Annotated in this window: 29 protein-coding genes; 22 read left to right on the top strand and 7 right to left on the bottom strand. The window is 39.3% G+C overall.

The annotated features are described in order from the left end of the window. Position 1 precedes the first annotated feature (1 nt). From JMN32_RS12820 to JMN32_RS12880, 13 genes are all read left to right on the top strand, one after another. Positions 2–868: an alpha/beta fold hydrolase gene (locus JMN32_RS12820; RefSeq protein WP_202856722.1), complete on the top strand. Its 867-nt coding sequence runs from the start codon at positions 2–4 to the stop codon at positions 866–868. Then, the gene (locus tag JMN32_RS12825) at positions 865–1,416 is read left to right on the top strand and encodes a hypothetical protein (protein ID WP_202856723.1); all 552 of its coding nucleotides are present in this window, start codon (positions 865–867) and stop codon (positions 1,414–1,416) included. Before JMN32_RS12820 ends, JMN32_RS12825 begins: the two co-directional genes overlap by 4 nt. A gap of 191 nt (positions 1,417–1,607) precedes the next feature. Further along, positions 1,608–2,321, top strand: coding sequence for an ABC transporter ATP-binding protein (locus JMN32_RS12830; protein ID WP_238354450.1), 714 nt, complete (start codon positions 1,608–1,610; stop codon positions 2,319–2,321). Between the two features lie 12 nt (positions 2,322–2,333). Next, positions 2,334–2,882, top strand: a complete 549-nt coding sequence (locus tag JMN32_RS12835; protein ID WP_202856724.1) for a cob(I)yrinic acid a,c-diamide adenosyltransferase — start codon at positions 2,334–2,336, stop codon at positions 2,880–2,882. Positions 2,883–2,965: 83 nt separating this feature from the next. Beyond that, on the top strand, positions 2,966–4,030 hold the full coding sequence (locus JMN32_RS12840) for a branched-chain amino acid aminotransferase (protein ID WP_202856725.1): 1,065 nt from the start codon (positions 2,966–2,968) through the stop codon (positions 4,028–4,030). A gap of 147 nt (positions 4,031–4,177) precedes the next feature. Then, complete coding sequence (locus JMN32_RS12845) at positions 4,178–4,918, top strand: prolipoprotein diacylglyceryl transferase (protein WP_202856726.1); 741 nt, start codon at positions 4,178–4,180, stop codon at positions 4,916–4,918. Beyond that, entirely contained in the window at positions 4,908–6,302 is a 1,395-nt protein-coding gene (locus tag JMN32_RS12850; protein WP_202856727.1) for a radical SAM protein, read from the top strand. The genes JMN32_RS12845 and JMN32_RS12850 overlap by 11 nt, the downstream gene beginning before the upstream one ends. Further along, positions 6,299–6,505, top strand: coding sequence for a hypothetical protein (locus JMN32_RS12855; RefSeq protein ID WP_202856728.1), 207 nt, complete (start codon positions 6,299–6,301; stop codon positions 6,503–6,505). The genes JMN32_RS12850 and JMN32_RS12855 overlap by 4 nt, the downstream gene beginning before the upstream one ends. Before the next feature lie 38 nt (positions 6,506–6,543). Further along, on the top strand, positions 6,544–7,050 hold the full coding sequence (locus JMN32_RS12860; protein ID WP_202856729.1) for a DUF2628 domain-containing protein: 507 nt from the start codon (positions 6,544–6,546) through the stop codon (positions 7,048–7,050). A 15-nt stretch (positions 7,051–7,065) separates the two neighbouring features. Beyond that, positions 7,066–7,557: a hypothetical protein gene (locus JMN32_RS12865; protein ID WP_202856730.1), complete on the top strand. Its 492-nt coding sequence runs from the start codon at positions 7,066–7,068 to the stop codon at positions 7,555–7,557. A gap of 103 nt (positions 7,558–7,660) precedes the next feature. Next, a protein-coding gene (prfB, locus tag JMN32_RS12870; protein ID WP_202856731.1) for a peptide chain release factor 2 occupies positions 7,661–8,756 on the top strand; the annotation gives its coding sequence in 2 pieces (ribosomal slippage) (positions 7,661–7,720 and positions 7,722–8,756; 1,095 coding nt in all). Between the two features lie 167 nt (positions 8,757–8,923). Next, positions 8,924–10,114 carry an MFS transporter gene (locus JMN32_RS12875; protein WP_202856732.1) on the top strand — a complete coding sequence of 397 codons (1,191 nt, stop codon included), beginning with the start codon at positions 8,924–8,926 and terminating at the stop codon, positions 10,112–10,114. A gap of 9 nt (positions 10,115–10,123) precedes the next feature. Continuing rightward, complete coding sequence (locus tag JMN32_RS12880; protein ID WP_202856733.1) at positions 10,124–10,813, top strand: lysoplasmalogenase; 690 nt, start codon at positions 10,124–10,126, stop codon at positions 10,811–10,813. A gap of 39 nt (positions 10,814–10,852) precedes the next feature. On the opposite strand, the gene JMN32_RS12885 is transcribed toward JMN32_RS12880, so the two are convergent. Beyond that, positions 10,853–11,545, bottom strand: coding sequence for a head GIN domain-containing protein (locus JMN32_RS12885; protein ID WP_202856734.1), 693 nt, complete (start codon positions 11,543–11,545; stop codon positions 10,853–10,855). 128 nt (positions 11,546–11,673) lie between these two features. On the opposite strand from JMN32_RS12885, the gene JMN32_RS12890 reads away from it, so the two are divergent. Both JMN32_RS12890 and JMN32_RS12895 read left to right on the top strand, forming a co-directional pair. Further along, the gene (locus JMN32_RS12890; RefSeq protein WP_202856735.1) at positions 11,674–12,564 is read left to right on the top strand and encodes a hypothetical protein; all 891 of its coding nucleotides are present in this window, start codon (positions 11,674–11,676) and stop codon (positions 12,562–12,564) included. Next, the gene (locus JMN32_RS12895) at positions 12,561–13,184 is read left to right on the top strand and encodes an IMPACT family protein (RefSeq protein ID WP_202856736.1); all 624 of its coding nucleotides are present in this window, start codon (positions 12,561–12,563) and stop codon (positions 13,182–13,184) included. Before JMN32_RS12890 ends, JMN32_RS12895 begins: the two co-directional genes overlap by 4 nt. 81 nt (positions 13,185–13,265) lie before the next feature. Here the strand turns inward: JMN32_RS12895 and JMN32_RS12900 are convergent, their stop codons facing one another. The 4 genes from JMN32_RS12900 to JMN32_RS12915 form a co-directional block, all read right to left on the bottom strand. Next, on the bottom strand, positions 13,266–15,092 hold the full coding sequence (locus JMN32_RS12900; RefSeq protein ID WP_202856737.1) for a PAS domain S-box protein: 1,827 nt from the start codon (positions 15,090–15,092) through the stop codon (positions 13,266–13,268). Positions 15,093–15,256: 164 nt separating this feature from the next. Further along, entirely contained in the window at positions 15,257–15,838 is a 582-nt protein-coding gene (locus JMN32_RS12905) for a 3'-5' exonuclease (protein ID WP_202856738.1), read from the bottom strand. Positions 15,839–15,841: 3 nt separating this feature from the next. Continuing rightward, on the bottom strand, positions 15,842–17,296 hold the full coding sequence (nhaC, locus tag JMN32_RS12910) for a Na+/H+ antiporter NhaC (protein ID WP_202856739.1): 1,455 nt from the start codon (positions 17,294–17,296) through the stop codon (positions 15,842–15,844). A 55-nt stretch (positions 17,297–17,351) separates the two neighbouring features. After that, a complete protein-coding gene (locus JMN32_RS12915) occupies positions 17,352–18,479 on the bottom strand; it encodes an NAD(P)/FAD-dependent oxidoreductase (RefSeq protein ID WP_202856740.1) in 1,128 nt (375 codons plus the stop codon). A gap of 177 nt (positions 18,480–18,656) precedes the next feature. On the opposite strand from JMN32_RS12915, the gene JMN32_RS12920 reads away from it, so the two are divergent. The 7 genes from JMN32_RS12920 to JMN32_RS12950 all read left to right on the top strand — a co-directional run bounded on the left by JMN32_RS12920 (position 18,657) and on the right by JMN32_RS12950 (position 24,649). Beyond that, positions 18,657–19,163 carry a DUF4442 domain-containing protein gene (locus JMN32_RS12920; protein WP_202856741.1) on the top strand — a complete coding sequence of 169 codons (507 nt, stop codon included), beginning with the start codon at positions 18,657–18,659 and terminating at the stop codon, positions 19,161–19,163. Between the two features lie 109 nt (positions 19,164–19,272). After that, positions 19,273–19,755 carry an Mpo1 family 2-hydroxy fatty acid dioxygenase gene (locus JMN32_RS12925; protein ID WP_202856742.1) on the top strand — a complete coding sequence of 161 codons (483 nt, stop codon included), beginning with the start codon at positions 19,273–19,275 and terminating at the stop codon, positions 19,753–19,755. Positions 19,756–19,765: 10 nt separating this feature from the next. Then, a complete protein-coding gene (locus JMN32_RS12930) occupies positions 19,766–20,155 on the top strand; it encodes a sugar 3,4-ketoisomerase (protein ID WP_202856743.1) in 390 nt (129 codons plus the stop codon). Positions 20,156–20,166: 11 nt separating this feature from the next. Next, complete coding sequence (locus JMN32_RS12935; RefSeq protein ID WP_202856744.1) at positions 20,167–21,084, top strand: hypothetical protein; 918 nt, start codon at positions 20,167–20,169, stop codon at positions 21,082–21,084. Between the two features lie 6 nt (positions 21,085–21,090). Then, the gene (locus JMN32_RS12940) at positions 21,091–22,494 is read left to right on the top strand and encodes an oligosaccharide flippase family protein (RefSeq protein ID WP_202856745.1); all 1,404 of its coding nucleotides are present in this window, start codon (positions 21,091–21,093) and stop codon (positions 22,492–22,494) included. After that, positions 22,491–23,411 (top strand): O-fucosyltransferase family protein, encoded by a 921-nt coding sequence (locus JMN32_RS12945; RefSeq protein ID WP_202856746.1) that lies wholly within the window; start codon positions 22,491–22,493, stop codon positions 23,409–23,411. The genes JMN32_RS12940 and JMN32_RS12945 overlap by 4 nt, the downstream gene beginning before the upstream one ends. Then, positions 23,405–24,649, top strand: coding sequence for a hypothetical protein (locus tag JMN32_RS12950; RefSeq protein ID WP_202856747.1), 1,245 nt, complete (start codon positions 23,405–23,407; stop codon positions 24,647–24,649). Before JMN32_RS12945 ends, JMN32_RS12950 begins: the two co-directional genes overlap by 7 nt. Here JMN32_RS12950 and JMN32_RS12955 read toward each other — a convergent pair. Together JMN32_RS12955 and gmd are read right to left on the bottom strand one after the other, a co-directional pair. Then, positions 24,646–25,569: a GDP-L-fucose synthase family protein gene (locus tag JMN32_RS12955; RefSeq protein ID WP_202856748.1), complete on the bottom strand. Its 924-nt coding sequence runs from the start codon at positions 25,567–25,569 to the stop codon at positions 24,646–24,648. The two genes, JMN32_RS12950 and JMN32_RS12955, sit on opposite strands and share 4 nt — an antisense overlap. Next, the gene (gene gmd, locus JMN32_RS12960) at positions 25,566–26,642 is read right to left on the bottom strand and encodes a GDP-mannose 4,6-dehydratase (protein WP_202856749.1); all 1,077 of its coding nucleotides are present in this window, start codon (positions 26,640–26,642) and stop codon (positions 25,566–25,568) included. The genes JMN32_RS12955 and gmd overlap by 4 nt, the downstream gene beginning before the upstream one ends. Between the last annotated feature and the right edge of the window lie 13 nt (positions 26,643–26,655).

The following is a 26,655-nucleotide window of genomic DNA, read 5'->3' on the forward strand; positions in this document are numbered from 1 at the left end:
TATGAAAAAGAAAATAAAGACTCCGATTGCGTTAAGGATAGTTGGTTGGCTTTTTCCTAGGGTTGAAAAGGTGGTTCCATGGCTGGCTAAAAGATGGTTTGTACGTATATTTTTCACCCCTGTTAGATATAAAATGCCATATGGGGAAGTAGAAATGGCCGAAAAGGCTGAAACTTACAAATTTGATTACGAAGGTAAAAAGGTTCAGGTCTATGAGTGGGGTGAAGGAAAGCCTGTTCTCTTTGTACACGGCTGGATGGGAAGAGGTACTCAGTTCAGAAAGTTTGTGGATGTTTTTAATAGGTCTGATTACAAGGTGGTATCTTTTGATGCTACGGGTCATGGTAAGTCCGATGGCAATAAATCACACCTACTGGAATTTGCCGGAGTGATCAAGGCGTTGCATGCCAAGTATGGAAGCTTTGATATGATAGTGGGACATTCGCTGGGGGGTGTGGCTTCTATGATAGCTATTAACGATGGACTCCCTACGGACAAACTGATTATGATTAGCTCTCCAACTCTGGCTCATAAAATAGTAGACGAGTTTATTCACAGGCTCAGAGCTTCCAACAAATGTAAGGATTACTTTAATGCTTACGTTTTGAAAAAATTTGGCAGGCGTTTTGAGGAATTTACTGCTTCACATATAGCTCAGGAACTCAGGAAAATAGACCTGTTGCTTATCTACGATGAGGACGATAGGGAGGTGGATATGGAAAACCCTAAGGCCATTTTAGACGTTTATCCTAGTGCACGTTTATTTACTACAAGTGGGTTGGGGCATACCAGAATATTGAAAGATGAAGAAGTAATCAAAACATGCTTGCAGTTTCTTGAACATTCAGAACTTGAGCCGGCTACATGAAGCATTTTCCAATCACTTATAATGAACCTGTCATTGAACAGGTGTTGGAGCATTATTCCGAACATTTGGGAGGTGATTTCCAAAAATATAGAAATCATGTCTACCGGGTGTTCCATTATGCCCTATACATTATAAGGAAATCGGAACATATGAACTCTAAGGTCAGAGGACAGATTGCTTATGCGTCTGCTTTTCATGACATAGGCATCTGGACACATAAAACCTTTGATTACCTGAAACCATCCATTTTTGCTATGCAGGAGTATCTGCAAAATACTCCTGATACTAAAATCATAGCCGGCATGATATTCTGGCATCACAAAAGATCAGCTTATGTAGGTAAACATCAGTTATTAATAGAGAGCTTTAGACGGGCTGATTGGATCGATGTGACTAAAGGCATCAAGAGTTTTGGGGTACCCAGAGAGTTTATGGAAGAAGTAACCAATGTTTTTCCATATCATCACTTTCATATTACTCTAATGAAAAAGTCGTTTAAGCACATGCTTAAACACCCATTCGCGCCTTTTCCTATGTTTAAAAATTAATGAGGAACGAGTAAAGGTTTGCTATCTGGTTTTATTTTATCTTTATGTGAGCTAAAATAATCAGTTTGTTTATTTCACTTAATCCCCTGATTAACCGCTTAAGTAATAATCATATCTTAAAGAAGAGTGTCTTGCGTAATTAGTGGTTGATATCAATATTTCCTATTTTTGACAAGACCACCTGTAGTGCTATGACAAAGATTATAGAAACCCGTGAAATTTCGAAAATTTATAGAATGGGTAATCAAACGGTAGAGGCATTAAAGTCTATCTCTATTGAAATCAATAAGGGGGAGTACGTTGCTTTTATGGGACCTTCCGGTTCGGGAAAATCCACTTTGATGAACATCATAGGTTGCTTGGATACCCCCACCAGCGGTAGCTACATTTTAAATAATAATAATGTTAGTGACCTGACTGAGAATGAGTTGGCGGAAATTCGAAACAAGGAGATCGGGTTTGTTTTTCAAACGTTTAACCTTTTACCCAGAGCAAGTTCTTTGGAGAATGTTGCGCTCCCATTGGTTTATGCGGGCTATAGCCGCTATGACCGTGAGGATTTAGCTATGGAAGCGCTGAACAATGTGGGTCTGGCAGATCGAGCAGATCATAAGCCTAACGAACTTTCAGGAGGGCAACGTCAAAGGGTAGCCATTGCGAGAGCCCTTGTTAATAGCCCCAGTATAATCCTGGCTGATGAGCCGACGGGTAATCTCGATTCTAAAACATCCTATGATATTATGGACCTGTTTCAGCAACTACATGATCGGGGAAATACCATCATTATGGTAACTCACGAAGATGATATTGCCCATTATGCTCATAGGATAATCAGACTGAGAGATGGATTGGTAGAAACAGACCAGGTAAATGAAAACGTAGTTCGCCAGGAGGTGGGGCAGTAAGCAAAATTGTGAATGAAGGTATATACAAAAACAGGAGATAAAGGTACTACAGCCCTTTTTGGAGGAGCAAGGGTGTCGAAATCACATGAAAGGATCGATGCTTATGGTACAATTGACGAATTAAACTCATATATTGGACTGGTTAGAGATCAGGAGGTAAATGCTGTCAGGAAAGATGTGCTTGTGGAGGTGCAGGACAGACTTTTTACGGTTGGGTCTATACTGGCAACTGAGCCAGGAAACGCTAAAGTGAAAGTTCCAAAGCTTCAATACGCTGATATTGAGTTTCTTGAAAATGAAATTGATAAAATGGAGGATGAGTTGCCGCCAATGAAAAGCTTTGTGCTACCGGGCGGGCATGCTTCGGTCTCTTTTTGTCATGTCGCAAGGTGTGTTTGTCGCAGGGCGGAGCGTTTGGTGGTTGCTTTGAATGATCATGAAACAGTAGATGCCACGGTAATACAGTATCTCAACAGGCTTTCAGACTATCTTTTTGTGCTCTCACGGAAAATGTCTAAAGAGTTAAATGCGGAGGAGACTCCCTGGAAGCCAAGAATGTAAAGCAGGTATTGCATTTTGAACTTGTGAAGATTTTGCTACTTTTGCGAAAGCCTAACGAGTGTTAGTTATATAACAATACAATTATGATTGCCACAGAAAATATGGACATTAAAAAGATTGCCCAATCTAAAATCGGTCAAGTTGATTTTCAGAATATCCAGTTTGGAAAAGTTTATTCAGATCACCAATTCATGGCTGATTATGTCGATGGACAATGGAAAAACCTCAAAATTGAGCCTTATGAGCTATTGCAAATTAGTCCGGCCAGCCCGGCATTGCATTATGGCATCTCGATTTTTGAAGGGTTAAAAGCTTATAAGCATGATAACGGCGATGTATTTGTATTTAGGCCTGATAAAAATATTGAAAGGTTGAATAAGTCTGCCATTCGTATGTGTATGCCTGAACTGCCTGAAAATATTTATTTTGATGCACTAAATACATTGTTGGATATCGATCGTGACTGGGTGCCAGAAGTAGAAGGCACTTCATTGTATATTCGTCCGTTCGTCTTCTCTAATGATGATTACATAGGTATTCGTCCTTCGCAGGATTTCAAGTTTATGATCATCACCTGTCCTGTAGGTGCATACTATGCTAAGCCGGTAAAAGTTAAGATAGAAAACCACTTCGTAAGAGCCGTGGAAGGAGGTAGTGGATTCTGTAAAACAGGTTGTAACTACGGTCCTGCTATCTATCCTGCAAAATTGGCTCAGGAGAAAGGTTATGATCAATTGGTGTGGACTGATGGCAAGGAGCATAAGTATATTGAAGAGTCTGGTACCATGAATGTAATGTTTGTAATCGATGGCAAACTGATTACTCCGGCATTGGGTGATACTATTTTAGCTGGTATTACCAGAGATAGCGTACTTACATTGGCCCGCGATTGGGGGTACGAAGTGGAAGAAAGGAAAGTTGAGGTGGCTGAGGTAATAGCAGCAGCTAAAGAAGGAAGGCTTCAGGAAGCCTTTGGAGCTGGCACTGCAGCTACTATTGCTCATATAGAGATGATCGGTTATGAAGGTACCGATTACCAGTTGCCAGCTGTTGAAGAGAGAGAGTTCTCTAATAAGGTTTTAAAAACTCTTGATGATATCAAACTTGGTAAAGCAGAAGATAAATTTAACTGGTTGCATAAGATATGAGCAACTTGGTTTATTATAAAGAAGGGCTGTTCTGAAGAAGAACAGCTTTTTTTTTACCCTTTGCCCGAAACCAAAAGGTGCATAACAGACGAAAGTGTTTGTTTACCAGGATAGGCTATCTACTTTATATATTTAATTACTAAACTTTTGAATATTCCATTTGAGCCTGTTGTTGCCGGAGTTCCCATTAATGTTCACCTTATTTTGGAGTACATAGCTTTCTTTGTGGCCTTTAGGTATTATCTCTTTTTGAGAAGAAAGGTGGCGGATCACCTTTCTACCTCAACACGGTTAACAATTATTTTAGGAGCTACTTTTGGAGCATTAATAGGCTCACGCATAATAGGGTTTATGGAAAACCCTGTGCTTGATTATTCTATAGCGGGGTTTATATACCTATTGAATGTAAAAACCATAATGGGAGGTTTGTTTGGAGGTTTGCTAGGGGTGGAAATAGCTAAATGGATAATTGGGGAAAAACAATCTTCTGGAGACCTCTTTGTATTGCCTATTACTCTGGGAATCTTTATAGGAAGGATTGGGTGCTTTCTGGCCGGTATTAATGAGTTTACCTATGGAACAGAGACATCTTTTTTCATGGGTATGGACCTGGGAGATGGAGTGCTGCGGCATCCGGTGACCCTTTATGAAATTATTTACCTGGCCGTACTTTTCGTTCTTTTTAGACGTTTGATGAAGGAGGAACTGGAAAACGGCATTTTGTTTCGCTGGTTCATGCTGTTATATTTTGGTTTCAGGTTTTTCATAGAATTTATTAAACCCAATATCTTTTATACCTTAGGATTAAGTAGCATACAGTGGTTATGCGTTGTATGTTTTATCTACTACCGCAATACTCTGATAAAGTTGTTTAAACATGCCTACTAGAAAATATACTTATTATGATTTCACGTTAAGCCTCTGCCCAGAGTGTTTGAAAAGGGTGGATGCTAAAATCGTGTTTGAGAAAGGGAATGTTTATATGCTTAAGCGCTGTAAGGAACATGGCAATTCTAAAGTGTTAATAGCTGATGATATTGCTTACTATAAGAATATAAGAAACTATAATAAGCCTTCGGAAACACCCTATAAATTCAATACTGAAACTGATTATGGTTGTCCATACGATTGTGGCTTATGTCCTGACCATGAGCAGCACTCTTGCCTTACGGTGGTTGAGGTAACGGACAGATGCAATTTGGCTTGCCCAACATGCTATGCTGGCTCTGCTCCCGGCTATGGGAGGCATCGAACTTTAGATGAGATCAAGGCTATGCTTGATGCGGTTGTGAGTAATGAAATGGAACCTGATGTAGTACAGATCAGTGGGGGAGAGCCAACCATACATCCTCAGTTTTTTGAGATTCTGGATTACGCCAAAACATTACCGATTAAGCACCTGATGCTTAATACTAACGGTATTGAAATAGCTAGAGACTTTAATTTTGCTAAGAGGCTGGCCTCGTATACTCCTGATTTTGAGATATACCTTCAGTTTGACTCCTTCAAAGAGGAGGTGCTGCATACCATGCGTGGGGCGGACTTGTTAAAAATCAGACAGCAGGCTTTGGATCATTTGAATGAACTCAATCTTTCAACAACATTGGTGGTAACGCTTCAAAAGCACCTTAATGATGATGAGGTTGGTGAAATTATTGATTTTTCCTTGAAGCAGAAATGTGTCCGTGGAGTTACATTTCAGCCAACCCAAATTGCCGGAAGGCTTGAAAACTTTGATGTGGAGACCGATAGAATTACTTTGACAGAGGTGAGAAGAAAAATTTTAGAGCAAACCCGTGTTTTTCAGTCAGATGATCTCATACCTGTACCTTGTAACCCTGACGCATTGGTGATGGGGTATGCATTAAAACTGGGAGAAGAGGTATTTCCTTTAACTCGCTATATTAACCCTGCTGACCTGTTAGACAATAGTAAAAACACTATTGTTTATGAGCAGGACGATCACTTAAAGGATAAAATGATTGAGTTATTTAGTACAGGGAACTCTGTAGATATGGCAACACAAAATCTCCATTCTTTACTCTGCTGCCTGCCTAAGATTGATGCGCCTGCTCTGGCGTATGATAACTTGTTTAGGGTGATTGTCATGCAATTTGTAGATGCACATAATTTTGATGTTCGGGCAATTAAAAAGTCCTGCGTGCATATTGTGAATAAAGACAACAAAATTATACCTTTTGAAACTATGAATCTGTTTTACAGGGATGATAAAAGGGATTACTTAACAAAACTTCAAAATCAGGAAATATGATGCTTCTGGAAGTAAATGGAGATGCACTACTTGGTCTACTGATAATGATCCTGGTCATTATGTTTGGACCACCCCTGCTTTTTCTCATTTTGGGAATTGTTTTTAGAAAGAAACATGCAAAACGTGCTAAGGTGTTTTTTATTTTGTCAGGAGTGTACTTGTTAATTGCCGGGGGTATTTGCGGTACATTGATGAATGCGTAGTTTTACTTTTTGAAATCACATAAAATAGCTTTTTATAAATGAGTGATGTAATCGACGAAAGTTACTTGCCCGAAAGTACTATGCCTGAGGAGAGATATCTGCAGGCATATTTCGGAAGCCAAGCCAATTATTACGTAGAGAAATACAAGGCCTACGTGGCGGGTGATAAATTTACTTTTAATATAGCCCCTTTTTTCATAGGGTTTATCTGGTTCTTTTATCGCAAACTATGGATAGAAGGTAGTATTATTTTTTTCTTTATTATATGCTCAAGTTATGTAGAGGAGTTTATTTATGGCTTGTTAAAAGTAAGTGCATCTGTTCAGACCACGATTTTTTATGTGTCATCATTTGTATTTGGCATGCTATGGGCCTTTTTAGGTAATTACCTTTATTTGAAAAGAGCAGAGAAATCTATCAACAATATTTTATCCTCGACGCATGATGAAGAGGAAAGACTGGGCCAGTTGACGAAAAAAGGAGGAGTTTCTCTGATTCCTTTTATTATCATCCTGTTAATTATTATCTACTTTTTGCTGGTTTGACCTTTTGTGATTTCGATGAATTTTAAGCTATCCTTATTTTTTATAATTGCATTTGCTTTGACCTCTGTGGGCTTTGCTCAGAATAAGTTACTAATTGGTAAGCCTGGTAACCCAGCCAGCTATGTATTTGTGGAAGGTGAAATGCTCCGTTTTAGGCTTAAAGGAGAAAAATACTGGAATAAAGCATACATACAAGGTTTGTACGAAGACCGGATCCGCTTTCATTACAATGTCATATTGATCGATGAGATCGAATATATAGATGTTCGTGATCGAGGCAAAGGAGGCTTTTTACATATTTTATCATGGGTAAGTACACGTGGAGGAGCAGGCTTTGCAACTATAGCCCAAATAAACAAAACGTTCGTAGCGGATGAGCCGGGTTTAGAGAAAACTGCTCTGGTTATTGGAGGCTCCATTTTTAGTGGAGGTATTATACTCTCACTTTTTAAAAGGCGTAAAGTGAAGCTTGGAGGCAGGTATAGACTCAAGGTTGATGAAATGTAGATTGATACACTTTTTGATAACCTATCGACTTTAGTAAAAGCTTCTAAAGTCCCGATTTTTCATTTAGCTTTGTGCCCTTACAACACTTATAAAAAAAATTGATATGACCACAGACGAGTTGAAAGACTTGAAGGCACGTGTAGAGGCCTTGAGGAGGTATCTTTGACTACGATAAGAAAGTAGAAGAAGTAAAAGAAGAAGAGTTGGTGACAGCTCAACCTGGTTTCTGGGATGATCCCAATGAAGCCGAAAAAGTACTCAAAGAAATCAGGAGTAAAAAAATGTGGACAGACAGCTTTGCTGAAGTGAAGCAACTGCTTGATGATCTGGAGACACTAAATGAATTTTATGAAGCTGATGAGGTAGAAGAAGAGGAAATGAATAGCGAGTATGAGAAAACTCTGAAAGCTGTTGAAGATCTTGAGTTTAAGAAAATGCTCAGTGGTGAGGAAGATCAGCTCGGGGCTATGCTGGAGATCAACCCCGGCGCAGGAGGAACTGAAAGTCAAGACTGGGCCGATATCCTTAACAGGATGTACATCATGTGGGGTGAATCTCATGGGTACAATGTGAAGCAAGTTAACTACCAACCAGGTGATACGGCAGGTATAAAATCTGCCACTCTTGAATTTGATGGGGAGTTTGCTTATGGAAATCTGAAAGCAGAAATTGGCGTTCACCGTTTGGTACGTATTTCTCCTTTTGACTCAGGTGGAAGACGTCATACTTCATTTGCTTCTGTATACGTATACCCGATCGTGGATGATGAGATTGAGATTGATATCAATCCCGCTGATATTGAGTTTCATACTTCAAGGTCAGGTGGTGCAGGAGGACAGAACGTGAACAAGGTCGAGACCAAAGTGCAGATTACGCATAAGCCGACAGGCATTGTTATCGTTTGTCAGGTGGAACGTTCTCAGTTGGCCAACCGGGAGCGTGCAATGAAAATGCTAAAGTCACGTTTATACCAAATGGAGATCGAAAAGCGAAATGCAGAGCGTGATAAGGTTGAAAGCTCAAAGATGAAAATTGATTTTGGTTCGCAGATCAGGAATTATGTGCTTCATCCATACAAACTGATTAAGGATGCCAGGACAGGCGTTGAAAGAACGGATGTCCAGAATGTACTGGATGGAGATCTTGATGATTACATCAAAGCCTTTTTGCTAGGGCAGCAAAAAGAGAAGAATAAGTAATAATTTAATAGTCTTTTCAAGGCCGTTCTCAAGTCTTTGAGGATGGCTTTGAGTTTTTTTACACACACTATTTTGGGAAGGTTTTTTAGATGATGATAATAATAAATGATTTAGAAATCAGAATATTACCCTCTAATCCTGATTTTTAGGTTAGCTTTGCTGGCATCATGCAGGCACAAGCAGTTAACTCTCCAAAAGAACGGACCTATACCTTACAATTCTGGCTTTTATGTGCCAGTTCGTTTCTCTTTTTTGCAAGTTTCAATATTATTATCCCGGAACTTCCTGATTTTCTCACCAACTTGGGAGGAGAGGAATATAAGGGACTGATTATTTCACTTTTTACACTTACGGCTCTTATTTCTCGCCCTTTTAGCGGAAAGTTTACAGATAATATAGGGCGTATACCTGTGATGATCTTGGGTGCTTTGGTGTGCTTTCTACTTGGCTTTATTTACCCAATGATCACTACAGTGATTGGCTTTTTTGTTTTGCGATTGGTGCATGGTTTTTCAACAGGTTTTAAGCCAACAGGAACTGTTGCATATGTTGCAGATATAGTGCCGCTTAACCGCAGGGGTGAAGCTATGGGGGTGTCTGGTATGTTTGGCACTTTTGGTATGGCGACTGGTCTCGGGATTGGTAGCTTGATTAAGGTATACTTTTCTATTGACGTACTGTTTTATACATCATCAGCACTGGCTATTTTGTCTATCCTAATACTTATTGGGATGAAAGAAACACTTCCAAACCCACAGCGTCTTAAGTTGTCGCACCTCAAGATCAAAAGTAGTGAAGTAATTGATAGAAGTGTGATAGACCCTTGTATTGTGATGTTTTTCACTGTTTTTTCCTTGGGAATTGTGCTCACCATCATTCCTGATTTTAGTGAATACCTGGGAATTGTAAACAAGGGATTATTCTTTGCTGTCTTTACCGTAGCTTCCGTTGTGGTCCGAGTCATAGCAGGAAAAGTGTCTGACAGGCATGGTAGAGAGCGCGTTTTGCTGGTAGCAGCACTGCTTTATGCAGCCGGAATGTTTGTAGTAGGCATTGCGGATAATACTTCTGTATTACTCACCGGGGCTGTTCTTTTTGGATTAGGCACGGGTATGAATTCTCCAACCATCTTTGCATGGACGGCAGACCTTTGTAAAGACGAAAACCGGGGAAAGGCGATGGCTACTGTTTTTATCGCTCTGGAGTTTGGGATAATGATGGGAGCATTACTCTCAGGTTGGGTTTACGCCAACAAGACCGAGAATTTTATGATTACTTTTTGGATCGGTGGATTTTTCGCGATTATTGCGTTTTTGTTTCTATTGGTTAAATTGATAAGAAAACAACGAATAAACTAACCGACTCAAGTGAAGAAAATAACCCTGACCCTATTTGTTATAGCTGCTGTAGGAAACCTTGCTGCTCACATTATAGAAAATGCCGACCTGTCATTTTACACCAAGCCTTTTTTGATGCCACTGCTGATGGTCTACTTCTCAGTTTCCAGCGTGGAAAAAAAGTCACTTCTCAATTTCGGACTTCTTGCATTACTGTTTTCGTGGGCTGGGGATGTGGTTCTTATGTTTCAAGATAGGGGAGAACTGTATTTTATGATGGGTCTTGGATCTTTTCTTCTTGCTCATGTGATCTATATTTTCACTTACAAAAAGGCACGGTGGGAGGAAGAAGAGAATGGTTTGCTACCCACGCAGAAAATACGCTATGTGTTTATCCTGGTTTTGGCCGGATGTGGCCTCGTTTATGTGTTATTGCCAAAGCTGGGAGAATTAACTATTCCTGTAATTATCTATGCCAGTATTATAGTGGCTATGACTATTTTTGCGCTTAATCGCTTTGGTTTCACCTCTCAAACAAGTTTTGGTTTGGTGTTTTTAGGAGCGGTCCTATTCATGATGTCTGATTCTATACTTGCTATAAATAAGTTTATGGAGCCGCTCCCTATAGCAGGTTTTTGGATTATGCTGACTTATATTTTGGCTCAGTTTACAATTGTGCAGGGTTTGTTGTTGCATAAAAAGAGGGAGCCATCTTCATAGCCCCCTCCTGATACCTTGAGTTACTGACCTTATGAAAAGTTAAATTTTTCGTATCCTGCCACTTCCTGACGAGCGGCTGTTGACATTTTCTGGGTTTCCTTTGTAATACACGCTACCGCTTCCACTGATAGATGCATCAATGGATTTTTCTGCATATACCTTGCAGCTTCCGGAACCAGATATTTTTATTTTATATGAATCAGACTTTAACTCTTCTGCCTTTAGACTTCCTGATCCACTAATGGAGATATCCACATCTTTTGCGGTGCCTTCCAGTAAAATTTTTCCAGAACCGGAGATCGACAGATCTAGATCATTAGCCATGGTATTTAGTTCGACACTTCCTGATCCGCTAACGCTAACTTCTAGGTCATCAGTTTTTATCATATTTTCTCCATATATTTTTCCAGAGCTTGAAACGTTCAATTCTTCAACCTGAGTCATGGTGATGAGAATTTCCAGGTCACCGTTAGATCCGCCAAACCAACTGGAGTTTTTCCTTTTGATAATCAGTCGTCCACCACGAACTTCAGTTTCGGTATTATCCAATACATCTTTAGATCCTTTGAGCTCAACTTTTTGTGTAGAACCTTGGGTTAAATGAACCTTGCCAGCCGTACTTAGTGACAGTTCTTTAAAGGATGAAACCTCTCTTATTTCGGATTGCTGAGCCAGCAATGAAATGGTTGAAAGAGAAAAAAGGATGAGTAATAGAGTTTTTGCCTTTGTCATTGTAAATATATTTTTATCTAAAGACCGAAGTTCCTTGTCAGGGTTGCATCAATTTAGACTCAAATTTTATGAGGAGGTTACAAGTACGTCGAAAATTATCTTATTTTGCGCCCCTCAAACTCTAGGATATGCTGGATATATTATTTTGTGTCTTAATGAATGTGACCATTTTTATCTGTTTCAAGTTATTTTCAACATTTAAGATAGATACTTTTCAGGCGATTGTTTTCAACTACGTGGCATGTGTTATAACGGGAGCGATCTTCTTGGGGGATAGTGCAGTGCTTGAAGATATTACTATTGATGAACCCTGGGTGCTGATTGCCATGGGACTCGGAGGGGTTTTTGTAGCTACTTTCTATTTGATGGCCATTACCACTCAAAAATTCAGTATGACGGTTTCATCCATTTCCGCGAAAATGTCGCTTATCATACCTGTACTGTTCAGCATATTATTACTGGATATTGAATCACGATCGTACACTTGGTTTAACTATACAGGGGTGGTGTTGGCGCTTGCAGCGATTTTTATGAGCTCATATAAGGAGAAAAAGGTTGATGCAAAGAAATTGAAGGGGTTTGATCTGCTTCTTCCGCTTTTTGTATTCACTTTGGGAGGTATAATAGACTCAGTGATTAACTATACCAGCTATCATTTTATTACGGAGAGAGAATCTGCTGTTTTCCCTATGTTTGTATTTGTGTCAGCGGGGATTGTGGGTATTTTCTTGTTAATTAGCAAAAGAAGGAAGTTGACATTAGTTAGTTTAGGAGGAGGGGCTGTACTTGGTGTGGTCAATTATTTCTCCATTTATTTTCTTATTACATCCCTTTCTTCTTTTAACAATGATGGGGCTATTGTATACCCATTGATCAATGTGGGGATTATTGTTTTTGCAGCAGGGTTATCTGCAGCATTTTTTAAGGAACGGTTTTCAAAGCTTAATCAGGTGGGGTTGGTTTTGGCAGTTTTGGCCATTATTTTCATATCTTACCAAGAAATATTAGCTATACTATGAGTGAAAAGGCAGAAAGTTACTTGACTATTTCAGGGCCATCAGAAGGGCTTTATAAAGAGAAGGGAAGTAAATTTCTGGCATTTGCATATCCTGTTGCTTCTGAAGAAGACGTAAAGGATTGCCTGGATGAATTAAGGAAAAAATATTATGATGCGCGCCATCACTGTTATGCCTACGTACTAGGGGTAGATAGAAGCACTTACAGGGCTAATGATGATGGGGAGCCTAACCACTCCGCTGGGGATCCTATATTGGGACAGATCAATTCCAAGCAACTAACTAATACACTGGTAGTAGTGGTACGATACTTTGGAGGTACGAAACTCGGGGTAAGTGGCTTGATCAATGCATACAAGGTATCATCAGAAGAGGCCCTGAATAACGCGAAGATTAAAAAGGTAGAGATAACTCGAACAATCAATCTCAAATATGATTATGATGCAACGAATGAGGTGATGCGACTTGTTAATGATTTTGAGATTAAGATTGTAGATCAGGTTTTCGAAGCTGATTGTAGACTAACAGGGGAGGTTAGAATTGGCTTGCTTAACCAGCTTAAAGAGAAAGTACAGTTGTTGCAGGACACAAGTCATCAGGTAGATTTGGGGTGTCCTGAATAATAAATTAGTGCATTAGCAAAGTAAAACGAGGTGTCTATGATTAAATCTAGACACCCGTTGTTATTTTGAGAAATGAAGAAATTAGGAGTTTTCTTTCTTCAACCTGCTCATTTCTTCCTCCTGATACTTCAGAAGTTCCTGCTGTTCTTTTTCTCGGGTAATGTCATATGCGAACTTTACGACTTTTACAGGTAGTCCTAAATTGTTTTTAACGGGGCTATACATGCCTTTGATCCAAATGTTTTTTCCGCTTTTAGTTACTCTTTTAAACTCCCCATTAAAAGATTTTCCCTCAGTAAGGGTTTTCCAGAATTCGGCATATTGATCAGATTTGCTTTCTTTATCATCAACAAAGATCTTGTGGTGATGTGCGATGATTTCCTCCTTATCATACCCCATAAGTGTAAGGAAGTTGCTGTTGGCTTCCAGGATTATTCCAGAGAGATCAAATTCAACTGTAGCAATAGTGGAATTAATAATTCTTAGCTGTTCCGACATTTCGCTTGTAACTCTTTGCATTTCCACTTGGGTAGCCGTGACCTTTTCCAGGTGCCTTTCCATTTCAGCCTGTTGTGCCTTTTCTTTTGTAATATCGTAAGCAAACTTTACCACTTTTACAGGCTCTCCGGTGTTGTTAAGTATGGGGCTGTACATACCTTTAATCCATACGGTTTCGCCTTTCCGTGTCAACCTTTTAAACTCTCCGTCAAAGGATCGTCCGACAGATAGATCCTTCCAGAATTGTTTATATGAGTTTGACTCAACCTCTTCAGTGGTCACAAATATTTTATGATGTTTCCCTATAACTTCTTCTTTGTTATAGCCCATTAGAGACAGGAAGTTGTCGTTAGCATCTTTAATTATGCCTGACAGGTCAAATTCTATTGTGGCGATAGTAGCGTTGATCACCCTAAGTTGCTCCGACATTTCAGCAGATACCCGATGCATTTCTTCCTGAGTGGCTTGCAGCTCTTCCATATTCTGACGCATTTCTTCTTCCTGAGATTTCAGTTCTTCAGCTTGTTGTTGGGTGGCTTCTAGTAAACTTTTAGTGGTGGTGTTAATTTTAGCATTTGAAATGGTGGATGCAATGCTTTCTGCTAGTTTTTCGACAAAGTCAATTTCGAAAGTTTCAAATATTTTAAATGATGCAAGCTCTATTACACCATAGGAGACATCATTGACCTTCAATGGTACGATCAGAACGCACTTAGGTAGAGACTCTCCCAGGCCAGAGGTTATGTTGATATAAGAATCGGGGATGTCGGTCAATAATGTTTTATCCCCTTCAATCCAGCATTGACCGGTGAGTCCTTGTCCAGGAGCAATCCTTTTGTCTACAAACTTTTTTCTGTCGTAGGCATATGCAGCTTTCAACTCAAGGTATTGTTCATCGCCTTCTTCTTCTATTACGAAGAGTCCGCCCTGGTTGGCATTTAGGTATTTTACCAGATTACATATAATGCTATCAGCCAGTGTTTTCAGGTCACCATCACTGCGCAATATTTCTACGAATTTAGCAAGTCCCATATTAACCCAGTTTCGTCTTAAATCGTCTTCTGCGGTTGTACGAAGTTTTTCCTGCATTTTGAAAAGTTTTTGAAGTAACTCGTCATTTTCAGCGCTTAGATGGAGGTTTGCGTTGTAGTTTCCGAAGGAAATAGTTTCCACAAATTCAGCCATTTTGGCTATGCGGCTTTTTTCTGTTTCCAGCTTAGAGATATATTCATGTTTATTTTCCTGACAACTTTTGAGAGAACGGAGTGCGAGAAAACAGAGAAGAGTGAAGGATATAGAAGCTCCTATTATTGTGGTAGTAGCGGATTGCCCAGTGTAAATCATGGCAATAATAACTAAACCAGTTAAGGCTATGGTGGAGGGAAGTGTAAGTGTTTTTAAGTTTTTCAATTTTGTTCAATTTTTGTTTTTATTTGTTGAACAAATTTTTATACCAAATTGTTTTACTGGCTAAAATCAAATGGTTATACAATTTTAAAATGAATTCACAGTTCTTTTTGGGAATCTAGTCTATATAATGGATTTTTCCATAGAATGTCAATTTTGATTACGTACTATAAGTAACCTTTTCTTTCCAGTTCCCGGTACATTTCAATACAAACCCAAGCGTCGGTAGCAGCGTAGTTGACCTGTTTGTCACTCAATTTTTCACTTTCCCAATTTGATATCTGAGCACTTTTTGAAATTCTGAAGCCTAGAATTATTGCAGCGAGCTTTCTCAGGCCGTTACTTTCTATGCCAATACTCTTAACAATTTTATTAAGTTCTGTGAATCCTGCCGGGGTGAAATCTCTAAGCTTTCTCAAATCTTTGATATCATCCCTTAGGGCAACACCGATCTTTACTAGTTTTTTGTTTGAAAGGAATGCAATGATTTCGTTGGTAAGGCCCGTCAGGTTCACCCTGATAAGAAAAACTTCGGTAGAGGTTGCAATCTGAATAAGTGATACGTGATTATACTCCCCTTTTTTAAAGGCAGGTTTTGTTTCAGTATCAAAGCCAACGACTTTTTCATTGGCAATTTTTTGCATGACCTTAGCAGCCTGATCTGGTTGGGTGATAATATGAACTTTGCCTTCATAACGCTGAAGTTCTAGTTCATTAATTTCTTCACTGGAGATCGTAGCCGGATACATGTGTTATATTCGTTTTTCAGTTTGGTCAACCTTACGGATCTTGATATTAGCGGAAGCGAACAAAATAGTCATAAACGGACTCATGATGTTAAAGAAACAGTACGGTAGGTAGGCCGTGGTAGCTACTCCTAGTACGGAAGACTGATAGGCTCCACATGTATTCCAGGGGATAAGTACCGAAGTTACCGTTCCGGAATCTTCCAGTGTCCTGCTCAGGTTCTCCGGGGCAAGTCCCCGGTCTTCGTACTCCTGTCTGAACATTCGCCCCGGAACCACAATAGCAATGTACTGATCGGAAGCAGTCAGGTTGAAGGTGATGCAAGTCCCCGCAGTAGATGCAACTAAAGAACCCGTTGAATGGGCTAGTTTAATGATAGACTGAGCAAGCCGTTTGAGCATACCGTTACGTTCCATAATTCCACCAAATATCATTGCACAAACGATCAACCATACAGTAGGAAGCATGCCTTCCATACCACTTGATGATAATAAGGTGTCAACCATTTTATCACCTGTTTCTATATTAACGGCTGTAAACATAGCTTTTACTATGCCCTCGTATGCCGAAACCAGATCAAATGTCTTGGCATCTGTTACTGACATTACAATTTGAGGCTGAAAGATAAGGGCAAATATGGCCGCCAGAAGGGTGCCTATTAAAAGTGCTGGTAAGGCAGGTATTTTTTTAATGATCAGAAAAATGACTACGGCGGGTACTATGAAAAGGAACAGGTTAATTTCAAACTTAGATGCTATGGCTGACTGAACTTCGCTAACGGTACCCAGTGCGGTATCTCCTTCAATATTAAAACCCCAGATCAGGAAAATAATTAATGTTATGATAATCGATGGCCCGGTAGTTAAAGCCATATATCGAATGTGAGTGAAAAGGTCAGTACCTGCCATAGCCGGCGCCAGGTTTGTGGTGTCTGATAACGGAGACATTTTGTCTCCAAAGTAAGCTCCTGATATTACCGCACCGGCAATAACCCCTTGGTGGATGCCCAGCGCCTGGCCTATGCCCATTAAGGCAATACCTATGGTTGCAGATGTAGACCATGAACTACCTGTTGCCAAGGATACTACTGCACTTACAATGCATGCAGCAAACAGAAAAATTGTAGGGTTAAGGATTTCCAGTCCGTAGTATATCATAGCCGGTACCACCCCACTGATCAGCCATGTGCCGGCAAGAGAGCCTATCATTAACAAGATTAGAATTGCGCCCATAGCAGAGCTTATGCTACTGACTATGCCATCAAGTATGTCTTCCCAGGAGTAGTTGAGTTTTATGGAAATTACACCTGCAAGAGCAGCAGCGAAAATAAGCGCCATTTGATTTGGGCCGTAGGAAGCATTATCACTGAAGACATAAACATTAGAGGCCAGAAGTATTACCAGAAAAAAAATTGGTATTAAAGAAAGAATTAAAGAAGGCTGCTTATATGTTTTGTCCATGTGCAAGTTTTTAATTAAAGCATCGAAGATAGAAAAAGATTTTGATTTAGCGTATTCAGATCATCATTTCCGCAAGTTTTTCGCCCATACGGCTGCCGATGGCTACGCCCATGCCACCTAGCCTGACTCCCAGATAGATGCGGTCAGAGTGCTGTTTTAATACAGGCTGCTTATTTTGACCAAAGGCCATAATACCTGCCCATAAATAGTCCACTTCGTAAGGCGTTTTTGGTAATATTATTTCATCGAGTCGACGAAGAAGTTCCTTTTTAATATCCGTATTGATATCAAAGCTGGTGGTGGTTTCTGCTTCGTAGTCCAGATTGCGGCCACCACCAAAGATTACCCTGTCTCCATAGTTTCTAAAATAGTAATAGCCTTTTTCGCAGTGAAAAACACCTTTAAATTTTAGATTCTCAATGGGCTTGGTCACCAGCACAATGCCTCTGCCGGGGTTAAGGTCAATATCAGTGATAAGCTTTTTTGTAAATGCATTGGTGCAGATGGCCACAGAACCAGCCTTGAACTTCACATGACCATAAGTCTGATCGGCTACCAGAATATCAACATCTTTGCTGTTTTCCTCAATTTTACTGACACTGGCGCCGGTTAAAATCCTTATTTCAAGCTTTTGAGCCATATTGATCAGGCTCTTCATCATTTTTCCGGTATCTATTTGCCCTTCATACCTGGAGTAGATCAGCGATTTTACAACCTGATCATTGAAACCAAATGTTTTAACCAAAGACTTGTCTTCTTCGAAGGGCTTCTCATCAAACACATCTTTAAGTAGGTCATTAATAGTCTCAATTTCGTCTATGCAGTAGAGCTCTTGCTCACGAATGAGTTCATAACCACCATGATTGTGGTAGTCCAGGTTAGCATCCCCCAGACGCTCTCTAAGCTTTATCAGTCCAAGGTATCGTTCCATCACTAGTGTCAGGGCCTGTTCTTTACCCAGCACCTTGATATCTTCCAGTAACTCCGTAATACTTCCAAAGCACGCAAAGCCGGCATTTTTGGTACTTGCTCCCGTTGGCAATAAACCACTTTCAAAAACTACAACAGAGGCGTTGGGCTGTTTTTCTTTAATGGAAATAGCTGTGGAAAGCCCTACAATCCCACTTCCCACAACGGCATAATCATAAGCAGAAAATGTCTGCTTTTCCCAAAAACTTAACATTCAGGTATTGGTTTAAGCTTGATTTAATGATCCTCAAATATATGTAGTTAGGGTGTAAATTGAGGTGTTTTTTGATTTTATTAGGTTCTATGGTAAGCAATAAAAGATAAGCGGTTGATATTTTTAATGTGTCGTTATTGATCATTTCCTTATATTTCGATTTAATTCGATTAATTAATGGATACAAAGAAAATTGTTGAGAGGGCGAAGTCTTCGAAGTTTTATATGTGGTTATTAAATATGGGATTGGAAAGGATGATCCCTTTTAATAAACCTCATGGGTTTAAGGTAGAAGAAATAAAGGATGACTATATAAAAACATCTTTACCCTATAAAAAACGAAATTTTAATCATATAAGAGGCCTGCATGCGTGTGCGTTGGCAACATTGTCGGAGTTTACTACGGGCTTCTTGATGGTTTCAAGGTTAGATCCAAAAAAATACAGGATAATATTAAAGACCCTTGAAATGGATTACCACTATCAGGGGAAAATGAGAGCTTATGGTACTTTTACTTTAACCGAAGACTGGCTCAATGATCAGATATATAAGCCTTTAGAAGCCAATGAGGCGGTTGTGGTTATTTGTGAAATCAAGATCCATGATGAAGAAGGGAATCACCTTACAACCGGCAAGGTACACTGGCAGGTGAAGTCATGGAGTAAAGTAAGAACCAAGGCCTGAGGCAACTTTTTATGAAAAATTGTTAATTTAGAAGGTGACCTGACTACATCCAGTACTGATGATTCTGGAGTTGTAAAACAACAGGTAGTGAATTGTAAATTGAAATGCTATGAGAAAAATAGACCAACTACTCAATGAGTATGGTGAGAGTCATCAGAACTCTACCAATAAAACTATCCATTGGATTTGTGTGCCACTTATTTTTTTTAGTGTTGTTGCTTTGATATGGTCTATTCCTCATGGACCTTTAGAGCAATTGCTGGGTAATGCTGGTAATCCATATGTTAATTGGGCTACCGTAACATTAGTAGTTGTGCTGGCATATTACATTACACTTTCTATACCTTTGGCAGTTGGTATGATGCTGTTTTCAGTGCTTTGCCTTTTTGCAGCCAAAAATTTGGATCAGTCTGGTTTTGCCCCTTTATGGCTTATTGCCGTAGTTATTTTTGTGTTGGCCTGGATTGGTCAGTTTTATGGTCATAAGGTTGAAGGCAAGAAACCATCCTTTTTTAAAGACGTTCAGTTTTTGATGATAGGTCCAGCCTGGTTAATGCATTTTATTTTTAAAAAAATAGGAATTAATTATTAAGAGGAGGGAATTGCCGCGTATTATAGAGTTGCCCGAAACAGAAGCGAAAGGCGGCAGGCTAAGTTTTATTGAAGGAGAAAACATTCCTTTTGGGGTAAAAAGAGTTTTTTGGATTTACGATATTCAGGAAGAAACCGAACGTGGTGGTCATGCCCATTTGAATGCTGAGCAGGTGCTGGTTTGCTTGCAGGGGCATGTCCAGGTTTATCTGGAAAATACCAAGGGAGATAAGTATTCATTTTCTTTGAGTGACCCATCCAAGGCATTGTACTTTCCGAAACAGCACTGGTTGAAGATGAGCTGCGATACAGGTACCATATTAATGGTATTGGCTTCTAACGAGTATAATGAAGAAGGGTATGTCCGTGATTATGATGATTTCAAAGCACTTGAATTATAAAATCGTATGAAATGGAGTTAGGGGTTTATCAGGAGCATAATGTCTTTACTCCTTTACAGGACAATTCCTTTTTTTTTCATTCTCATGATTTTGTTCAGTACTCGGATGAGCTAACCAATTTTTGCTGGAGCCTTGAAAATAAGGAAGGTCAGGTGGAGGGAAGAATTTGTTTTTCAAAGCGGGGAAGTATGGCTGTCAGCCTTTTGAAAAGTTCATTTGGAAGCTTTGAGCTGGGTGAGGGAATTACGGAGGATCAGTTATCGTATTTCGTGGATCAAATGTTGCATAAGCTTAAGGTCAAGGGCTTTGAGAAGGTACAGATTATTTCATTTCCTGAAATATATAATATCAATCAGTTTAAAACTATAGATGGAGTACTCAGTAAATTTGATTTTAGAACTACTGAGATATACCCTAATCAATATCTGCCAGTGAACCCTCAAAGGAATTTTTTTAGTCTGGTTAAGTCGGAAGAAAGAAGGTATTTAAATAGGGGTAAAAAGTTAGGCTTTGATTTCAGGAGACTTGATATAACTTCTCTGCCATCAGCCTATGACCTTATTCGCAATTGTCGGGATGATAAGGGCTATAAAGTTAGTATGACTTATAAGGAGCTTGAGCAAACAATTTTGAAATTTCCAGATAACTATTTCATATTTGGGCTTTTTTATCAGGGGCAAATGATAGCATCATCTGTTTGTATAAAAATAAATCGGAATATTCTGTATGATTTTTATCATGGAGATGATCTGAACTTTAGAAAACATAGTCCTGTAGTTCCTTTACTTGAAGGAATTCATATGTATGCTCAATACGAGAATTATCAGATTCTTGACCTTGGGACATCCATAGAAGATGGTGTTTTTGCCTTCAAAAAAAACTTGGGGGCAATGGTATCGGAAAAGGTGGTTTTTGAACGATGTATTTAGTTGCCCATGAACTTTCAGAGGTTTCTGCTAAAACAACTTTTCGGTGTAGGTGTATACAAGTATTTTGGTGAACTTATTTTTTTTCTAAGTTCAGTGATTATTTCCAGGCTGCTGCTACCTGAGGAGTTTGGTGTAATTGCCATGGTTACCATTTTTTATAGCTTTTTGGCCCAGTTTACGGATATGGGGGTGAGTGAGTCTGTTATACGGGAAAGGGGTGATCAGCAATTTTATCAGAATATTCAAAATCTATATTTGTTAATCGGCCTTGTTGCTGGAAGTATTATGGCACTTTTGGCTTATCCAATAGCTGTTTTTTTTGAGCAAAGGGCTTTGTTTCCTGTTGGGCTTACCTATGCAGGGGTACTTTTTTTATATGCATTTCCTAAAGCGATGATAGCTTATCTGAAAAAAGAGGGGCAACTAGTCCTGATTTCTAAAATCGAACTTATTTTGGTCGTGTTTCAGGTAACGAGTAGTATATTAATGGCTATCGCCGGCTTTTCATACTGGTCGCTTGTTTTGCCTCAGGTGTTCAATCCATTGCTTTATTATTTCCTTTACAGAAGACATGTGAAAATAGAGTTCTTTAACTTTTCTAGTTCTGGGTTGGCAGATGTCTGGGAAAAAGTAAAATCTTTAGTACGCGTCTTTGGTGTATTGAATTTCGTGCAGTACTGGGAAAAAACTATTGACAATTTATGGGTAGGCAAGCTTTATGGAGAAACCGGTTTGGGGTTGTACAATAGGGCTTATATGCTTATGAACATGCCTGTAAATATGGTTAGAGGTCATATCAATGCAGTTTTATATCCTGTAGTGATTAATAAATCATTAACAGTGCAGGAAATTAAATTTGAAATGGTCCGTTTTATTAAGTTGGTAATTGCTGTCATTAATATTCCTGCAATTATTTTCATTCTTTTTCCTGTCAAACTTTCGGTTTTACTCTGGGGCGAGAATTGGTATGGAGTTGGGGAGTACTTGGGAATTCTGGGTATAGCATTGTTAATTCAAACCTTCATTCAACTTAGTAATAGTCTGTATATTATTCTTAGAAAGGAAAGAGTATGGTTTTTAAATGGTGTTATTTCAGGAATAACGACCATAACATTGATTTCAATAGGAATTATGTATTCTATTAGTGCTATGATTTATGGGTATATCATAGGCATATTGGTCATTGGTTTACCCATTACATTATATTTGGGGTACTACAAATCATTTTTATTTACGTTACGTGATATTGTTAATATTGTCGGCGCTAACTATATGGCGGCCGTTATATTATTGGCGCTGAAGTTGATGTCGGAGGATGCTTTATTGATTTACCCGGCAATGTTTATAGCAGTAATTTCTTCAATCAGGGTGACTCGCTATGTAAAACATTTTTGTAAAGAAAAGAAATGAGTAAGAGGAGTATCATTAATTCAGAGCGCTTGTCTCAATTAAAGAAAAGGGGGGCTATCTATGAGATAAGTTGCGCTATAAATGGGTGTCCCTGTGGAAGACCTCAAACAGGGTGTGGAAGAGGTTTTTTTTCTTTGTTTATACAGGCTATTTATGGAATAAAATTCGCTGGCCGTCTTAAAATGCCGTATTATGTGAATTTTGGAAATAGTAGCTATCCATATTCTGACCCTGAGAATATGGGAGGGAGTAACTTTTGGGATTACTATTTTGAGCAGCCTTTATCCGATTATAATGGAGAGACCAAAATGGTCAGTAATCAGTTTAATGAAGTTTACCCACTTAGAATATGGAGTCATGGGTTTTTAAGTGGCATACATCATGATGTAATTAAAAAGTTGAAGTATAAGCCTTCGGTTAAAAATATTTTAGATAATGCAAAAAAGCGGTTTGAAGAGTATGATGTATTAGGAGTGCACATTCGTGGTACGGATCATCCCGGAGAGATACCTCCGGTAGGCCTGGATAAATACCTCGCAGAGATTGATAAAAAAATAGAAAAGGTAGATAAGCTTTTTTTAGCTACTGATGAGCAGTATGTTGTTGATCTTTTTAGTGATAAGTATGGAGATAAATTAATTACCAATGAAGTAGTACGGTCCGAAGATAGTGAGGCTATCCATGCGGATTCACGAATTAGCGATAGATATCAGTTGGGGCTTGATGCTTTGCTAGATTGTTATTCCTTGTCGCTATGTACATCGGCAATACTTACGCATTCTAACCTTTCCTATGCTGCTCTATTCTTCAATCCAAAACTGAAATATAAACTAATGGAGCGTTGGCAACCCAGGGTGAAACGGTTTAAAACCCTTACCTTGTATTACCTTGATAAATGGGGCATCAGAAAATGGTAAAAACGGATCTGATAGAAATAATGCCTAAACCAGAAGTATCCGTTCGGTGCGTTAACTGTCAATCTCAGGCTGTTGATGTTCATGGGTATTTATTTGAGGGAATCCATGTGCTTTGGGATTGCATTTGCCCAAATTGTAACACCATATTTTATCAAACCTTACCCATTTCACACGATGCATTGTTTCCAATAGCTTTTTCTAAAGACGGGCTAAAGAGTAATTATAATAAGAGAGCAGAGGTATGGCTGGCTAAACCTTTAATACATGCTGTTACACGAAATATTATCATACGGCCTGCAATTGAAATAAAGCAGTTTAAAGAATTCGGAGAAGCTATTCTGCTGAATTGCCTGGATGACTGCTTTGGTCATGTGTACGCTAAGCTTTGGAATGCCCAGCGTCTTCTGGAGAAATACCCTGAAAAATCCGTCATAGTTTTAATCCCTAGAAAAATGCAGTGGCTTATTCCAGAAGGAGTAGCTGAGGTATGGTTAGTTGATGTGAGATTTAAGGAGATGGAGAAGTATATCGCCAACCTGGATGATCTGGTTAAGAAGGAAATGGCTAGGTTTTCTCATTTTTATGTGGCAGTAGCTCCTGTATTTTTAGATACGGATAAGGTAGATGACTATAAATTTCTAAAGGTTGAAAAGTTTGAGCTGAAGCAATTTAATGACCTGAAGCCTCAAGTTACTTTTGTGCTTCGTGAAGACCGTTTTTGGCATGCTAACCGTATGGAAGAGTTTCTAAACCGTGTCCTCATCAAATTCAAATGGCAGCGATATTTTCGTAGACTGTTGGTTTGGAGGCAGAATAAGTTGGTGAAGCAAGCAATCAGAAGAATCAAAGCATCTAGTTATGAGATCAGTTTTGTTATAACCGGATTAGGTAGTAATGGTTCTTTCGGTCGGCTGGCAAAGGATCGAAGAGTAGATAATATTTCAGTAGCTATTGAAAGAGAATGGTGTGAAATCTATGCGAAAAGTCATATCGTGGTTGGTGTACACGGCTCCAACATGTTAATCCCCACTTCTCTGGCGGCAGGTTTCATTGAGATACTTCCAGAGTATAAAATATCGCATATGGGTGAAGATACAGTCATGAGATACTCAGGAAGGTATGCTATGCTCTTGGGCAGGCATGTAGATGCTTTTATACATCCTGCTTTGCTGGCACAGCATGTTTTGCATATGCTTAATTTTGGGGAATTATATGAAGAGATAGAGAGTAATTCTTAGTCTTTGAAGGTTTGCTGGTACATGTTTGCAATACCTTCAGTCAATCCAATTTTTGCATGATAGCCTAATGCCTTAACTCTGGAAGTGTCCATGATCTTCCGTGGCGTACCATCAGGTTTGGTATGGTCAAACCATATTTCCCCGTCATACCCTACGACTTTCTTTATTAATAAAGCCAAATCAAGGATTGATATTTCTTTTCCGGTACCCACATTGATAAACCCACTTTCCGAATAATTGGTCATGAGGAAAATACATGCCCTTGCCAGGTCATCCACATGCATAAATTCTCTCATAGGCTTACCCGTTCCCCATAGCTCTACTGCAGGTGCGCCGGAAAGTCTGGCCTCATGAAATTTGCGCATTAAAGCCGCTAGTACATGGGAATTGTTCAAGTCAAAATTATCATTGGGACCATAAAGGTTAGGTGGCATTACGGATATAAAATCGCAGCCATACTGTGCTCTGTAAGTATCACACATCTTTATTCCGGCAATTTTTGCAATAGCGTAAGGTTCATTGGTAGGTTCCAACTCACCTGTAAGTAAGTACTCCTCTTTCAGGGGCTGAGACGCATGTTTGGGATAGACACAAGAAGAACCAAGAAAAAGCAACTTATTGACTCCGCTCTTATAGCTTTGATGTATTACATTAGTCTGAATAGCAAGGTTATCATAGATAAAATCTGCCTTATACATGTTGTTGGCTAATATTCCCCCGACCTTGGCTGCGGCCAGAAAAACATAATCAGGACGCTCATCGGTGAAGAAATCGCATACCGCTTTCTGGTTGCGAAGGTCTAGTTCCGAAGAAGTTCTTTTGACAATAGAGGTAAAGCCCTCCAATTCCAGTCTTCTCACAATGGCTGATCCAACCATGCCGGCATGTCCGGCTACATATATTTTGTCTTGCTTGTTCAATGTATATTCGGTGGCATTGTGGTTTTAAGATCACTTTCCAGCATTTCCTTTATAATGGCGTCCAATGAATATTCGGGTTGCCACTTCAAATGCTTTCTGGCTTTACCGGCATCACCCAAAAGTTCGTCAACCTCGGCTGGCCTGAAGTACTCTGGGTCGATCTTGATTACAATCTGGCCTTTTGTGAATTTATATTTAGGGTTAGTTACATTTTTTACAACACCCATTTCATCAATACCTGTGCCTGAAAATTCCAGTTCCACACCCAGAAGATCAAAGGTTTTAATTACAAACTCCCTGACAGTGGTAGTGATTCCCGTTGCTATCACGTAGTCGTCCGGTTTCTTCTGTTGTATAATGAGCCACAACGCTCTCATATAGTCCTTAGCATGCCCCCAGTCTCTTTTGGCTTCAAGGTTGCCAAGGTATAGTATTTCAGAGTCTCCCATAGCCATTTTACTAGCTGCTTTTGTTATTTTTCTGGTTACAAAGGTTTCTCCACGATGAGGAGATTCATGATTAAACATGATGCCATTGGCTGCAAAAATATTATAAGCCTCTCTATAATTAACAGTGGTCCAGTAGGCGAAAAGCTTGGCTACTCCATATGGTGATCGAGGGTAAAAGCAGGTATCTTCGTTTTGAGGTACTTCCTGTACCTTTCCATAAAGTTCTGAAGTAGAAGCTTGGCAAAATTTTGTCTTCTTATGCAGGCCTAGTAATTTAATAGCTTCCAGTATTCTCAGCGCCCCCATACCATTAACATTCGCGGTATATTCTGGAATTTCAAAACTTACCTTGACATGTGACATCGCCCCTAAATTATAAATCTCGTCAGGCTGTATCTTTTGTATGAGCGATGTAAGGCTCATAGAGTCTATCAGGTCTCCATAGTGCAAAATGAGATGTCTGTTCGGTTCATGAGGGTCTTGGTAAAGGTGATCGATACGTTCTGTATTCAATGATGAGCTTCGCCTTTTAATGCCATGGACTTCATACCCTTTCTTTAGGAGAAATTCGCTGAGATAGGAGCCATCTTGGCCGGTTATGCCTGTTATTAAAGCTTTTTTCATTTAGAGATTCTGT

Source organism: Fulvivirga marina (assembly GCF_016775155.1).
Lineage (GTDB): Bacteria > Bacteroidota > Bacteroidia > Cytophagales > Cyclobacteriaceae > Fulvivirga > Fulvivirga marina.

Bases quoted from the DNA above. Each gene is read 5' to 3' on its own strand.
- JMN32_RS12820 (WP_202856722.1), top strand. From the start codon at position 2: ATGAAAAAGAAAATAAAGACTCCGATTGCGTTAAGGATAGTTGGTTGG.
- JMN32_RS12825 (WP_202856723.1), top strand. From the start codon at position 865: ATGAAGCATTTTCCAATCACTTATAATGAACCTGTCATTGAACAGGTG.
- JMN32_RS12830 (WP_238354450.1), top strand. From the start codon at position 1,608: ATGACAAAGATTATAGAAACCCGTGAAATTTCGAAAATTTATAGAATG.
- JMN32_RS12835 (WP_202856724.1), top strand. From the start codon at position 2,334: ATGAAGGTATATACAAAAACAGGAGATAAAGGTACTACAGCCCTTTTT.
- JMN32_RS12840 (WP_202856725.1), top strand. From the start codon at position 2,966: ATGATTGCCACAGAAAATATGGACATTAAAAAGATTGCCCAATCTAAA.
- JMN32_RS12850 (WP_202856727.1), top strand. From the start codon at position 4,908: ATGCCTACTAGAAAATATACTTATTATGATTTCACGTTAAGCCTCTGC.
- JMN32_RS12855 (WP_202856728.1), top strand. From the start codon at position 6,299: ATGATGCTTCTGGAAGTAAATGGAGATGCACTACTTGGTCTACTGATA.
- JMN32_RS12860 (WP_202856729.1), top strand. From the start codon at position 6,544: ATGAGTGATGTAATCGACGAAAGTTACTTGCCCGAAAGTACTATGCCT.
- JMN32_RS12865 (WP_202856730.1), top strand. From the start codon at position 7,066: ATGAATTTTAAGCTATCCTTATTTTTTATAATTGCATTTGCTTTGACC.
- JMN32_RS12875 (WP_202856732.1), top strand. From the start codon at position 8,924: ATGCAGGCACAAGCAGTTAACTCTCCAAAAGAACGGACCTATACCTTA.
- JMN32_RS12885 (WP_202856734.1), bottom strand. From the start codon at position 11,545: ATGACAAAGGCAAAAACTCTATTACTCATCCTTTTTTCTCTTTCAACC.
- JMN32_RS12890 (WP_202856735.1), top strand. From the start codon at position 11,674: ATGCTGGATATATTATTTTGTGTCTTAATGAATGTGACCATTTTTATC.
- JMN32_RS12895 (WP_202856736.1), top strand. From the start codon at position 12,561: ATGAGTGAAAAGGCAGAAAGTTACTTGACTATTTCAGGGCCATCAGAA.
- JMN32_RS12905 (WP_202856738.1), bottom strand. From the start codon at position 15,838: ATGTATCCGGCTACGATCTCCAGTGAAGAAATTAATGAACTAGAACTT.
- nhaC (WP_202856739.1), bottom strand. From the start codon at position 17,296: ATGGACAAAACATATAAGCAGCCTTCTTTAATTCTTTCTTTAATACCA.
- JMN32_RS12915 (WP_202856740.1), bottom strand. From the start codon at position 18,479: ATGTTAAGTTTTTGGGAAAAGCAGACATTTTCTGCTTATGATTATGCC.
- JMN32_RS12920 (WP_202856741.1), top strand. From the start codon at position 18,657: ATGGATACAAAGAAAATTGTTGAGAGGGCGAAGTCTTCGAAGTTTTAT.
- JMN32_RS12925 (WP_202856742.1), top strand. From the start codon at position 19,273: ATGAGAAAAATAGACCAACTACTCAATGAGTATGGTGAGAGTCATCAG.
- JMN32_RS12935 (WP_202856744.1), top strand. From the start codon at position 20,167: ATGGAGTTAGGGGTTTATCAGGAGCATAATGTCTTTACTCCTTTACAG.
- JMN32_RS12940 (WP_202856745.1), top strand. From the start codon at position 21,091: ATGAACTTTCAGAGGTTTCTGCTAAAACAACTTTTCGGTGTAGGTGTA.
- JMN32_RS12945 (WP_202856746.1), top strand. From the start codon at position 22,491: ATGAGTAAGAGGAGTATCATTAATTCAGAGCGCTTGTCTCAATTAAAG.
- JMN32_RS12950 (WP_202856747.1), top strand. From the start codon at position 23,405: ATGGTAAAAACGGATCTGATAGAAATAATGCCTAAACCAGAAGTATCC.
- gmd (WP_202856749.1), bottom strand. From the start codon at position 26,642: ATGAAAAAAGCTTTAATAACAGGCATAACCGGCCAAGATGGCTCCTAT.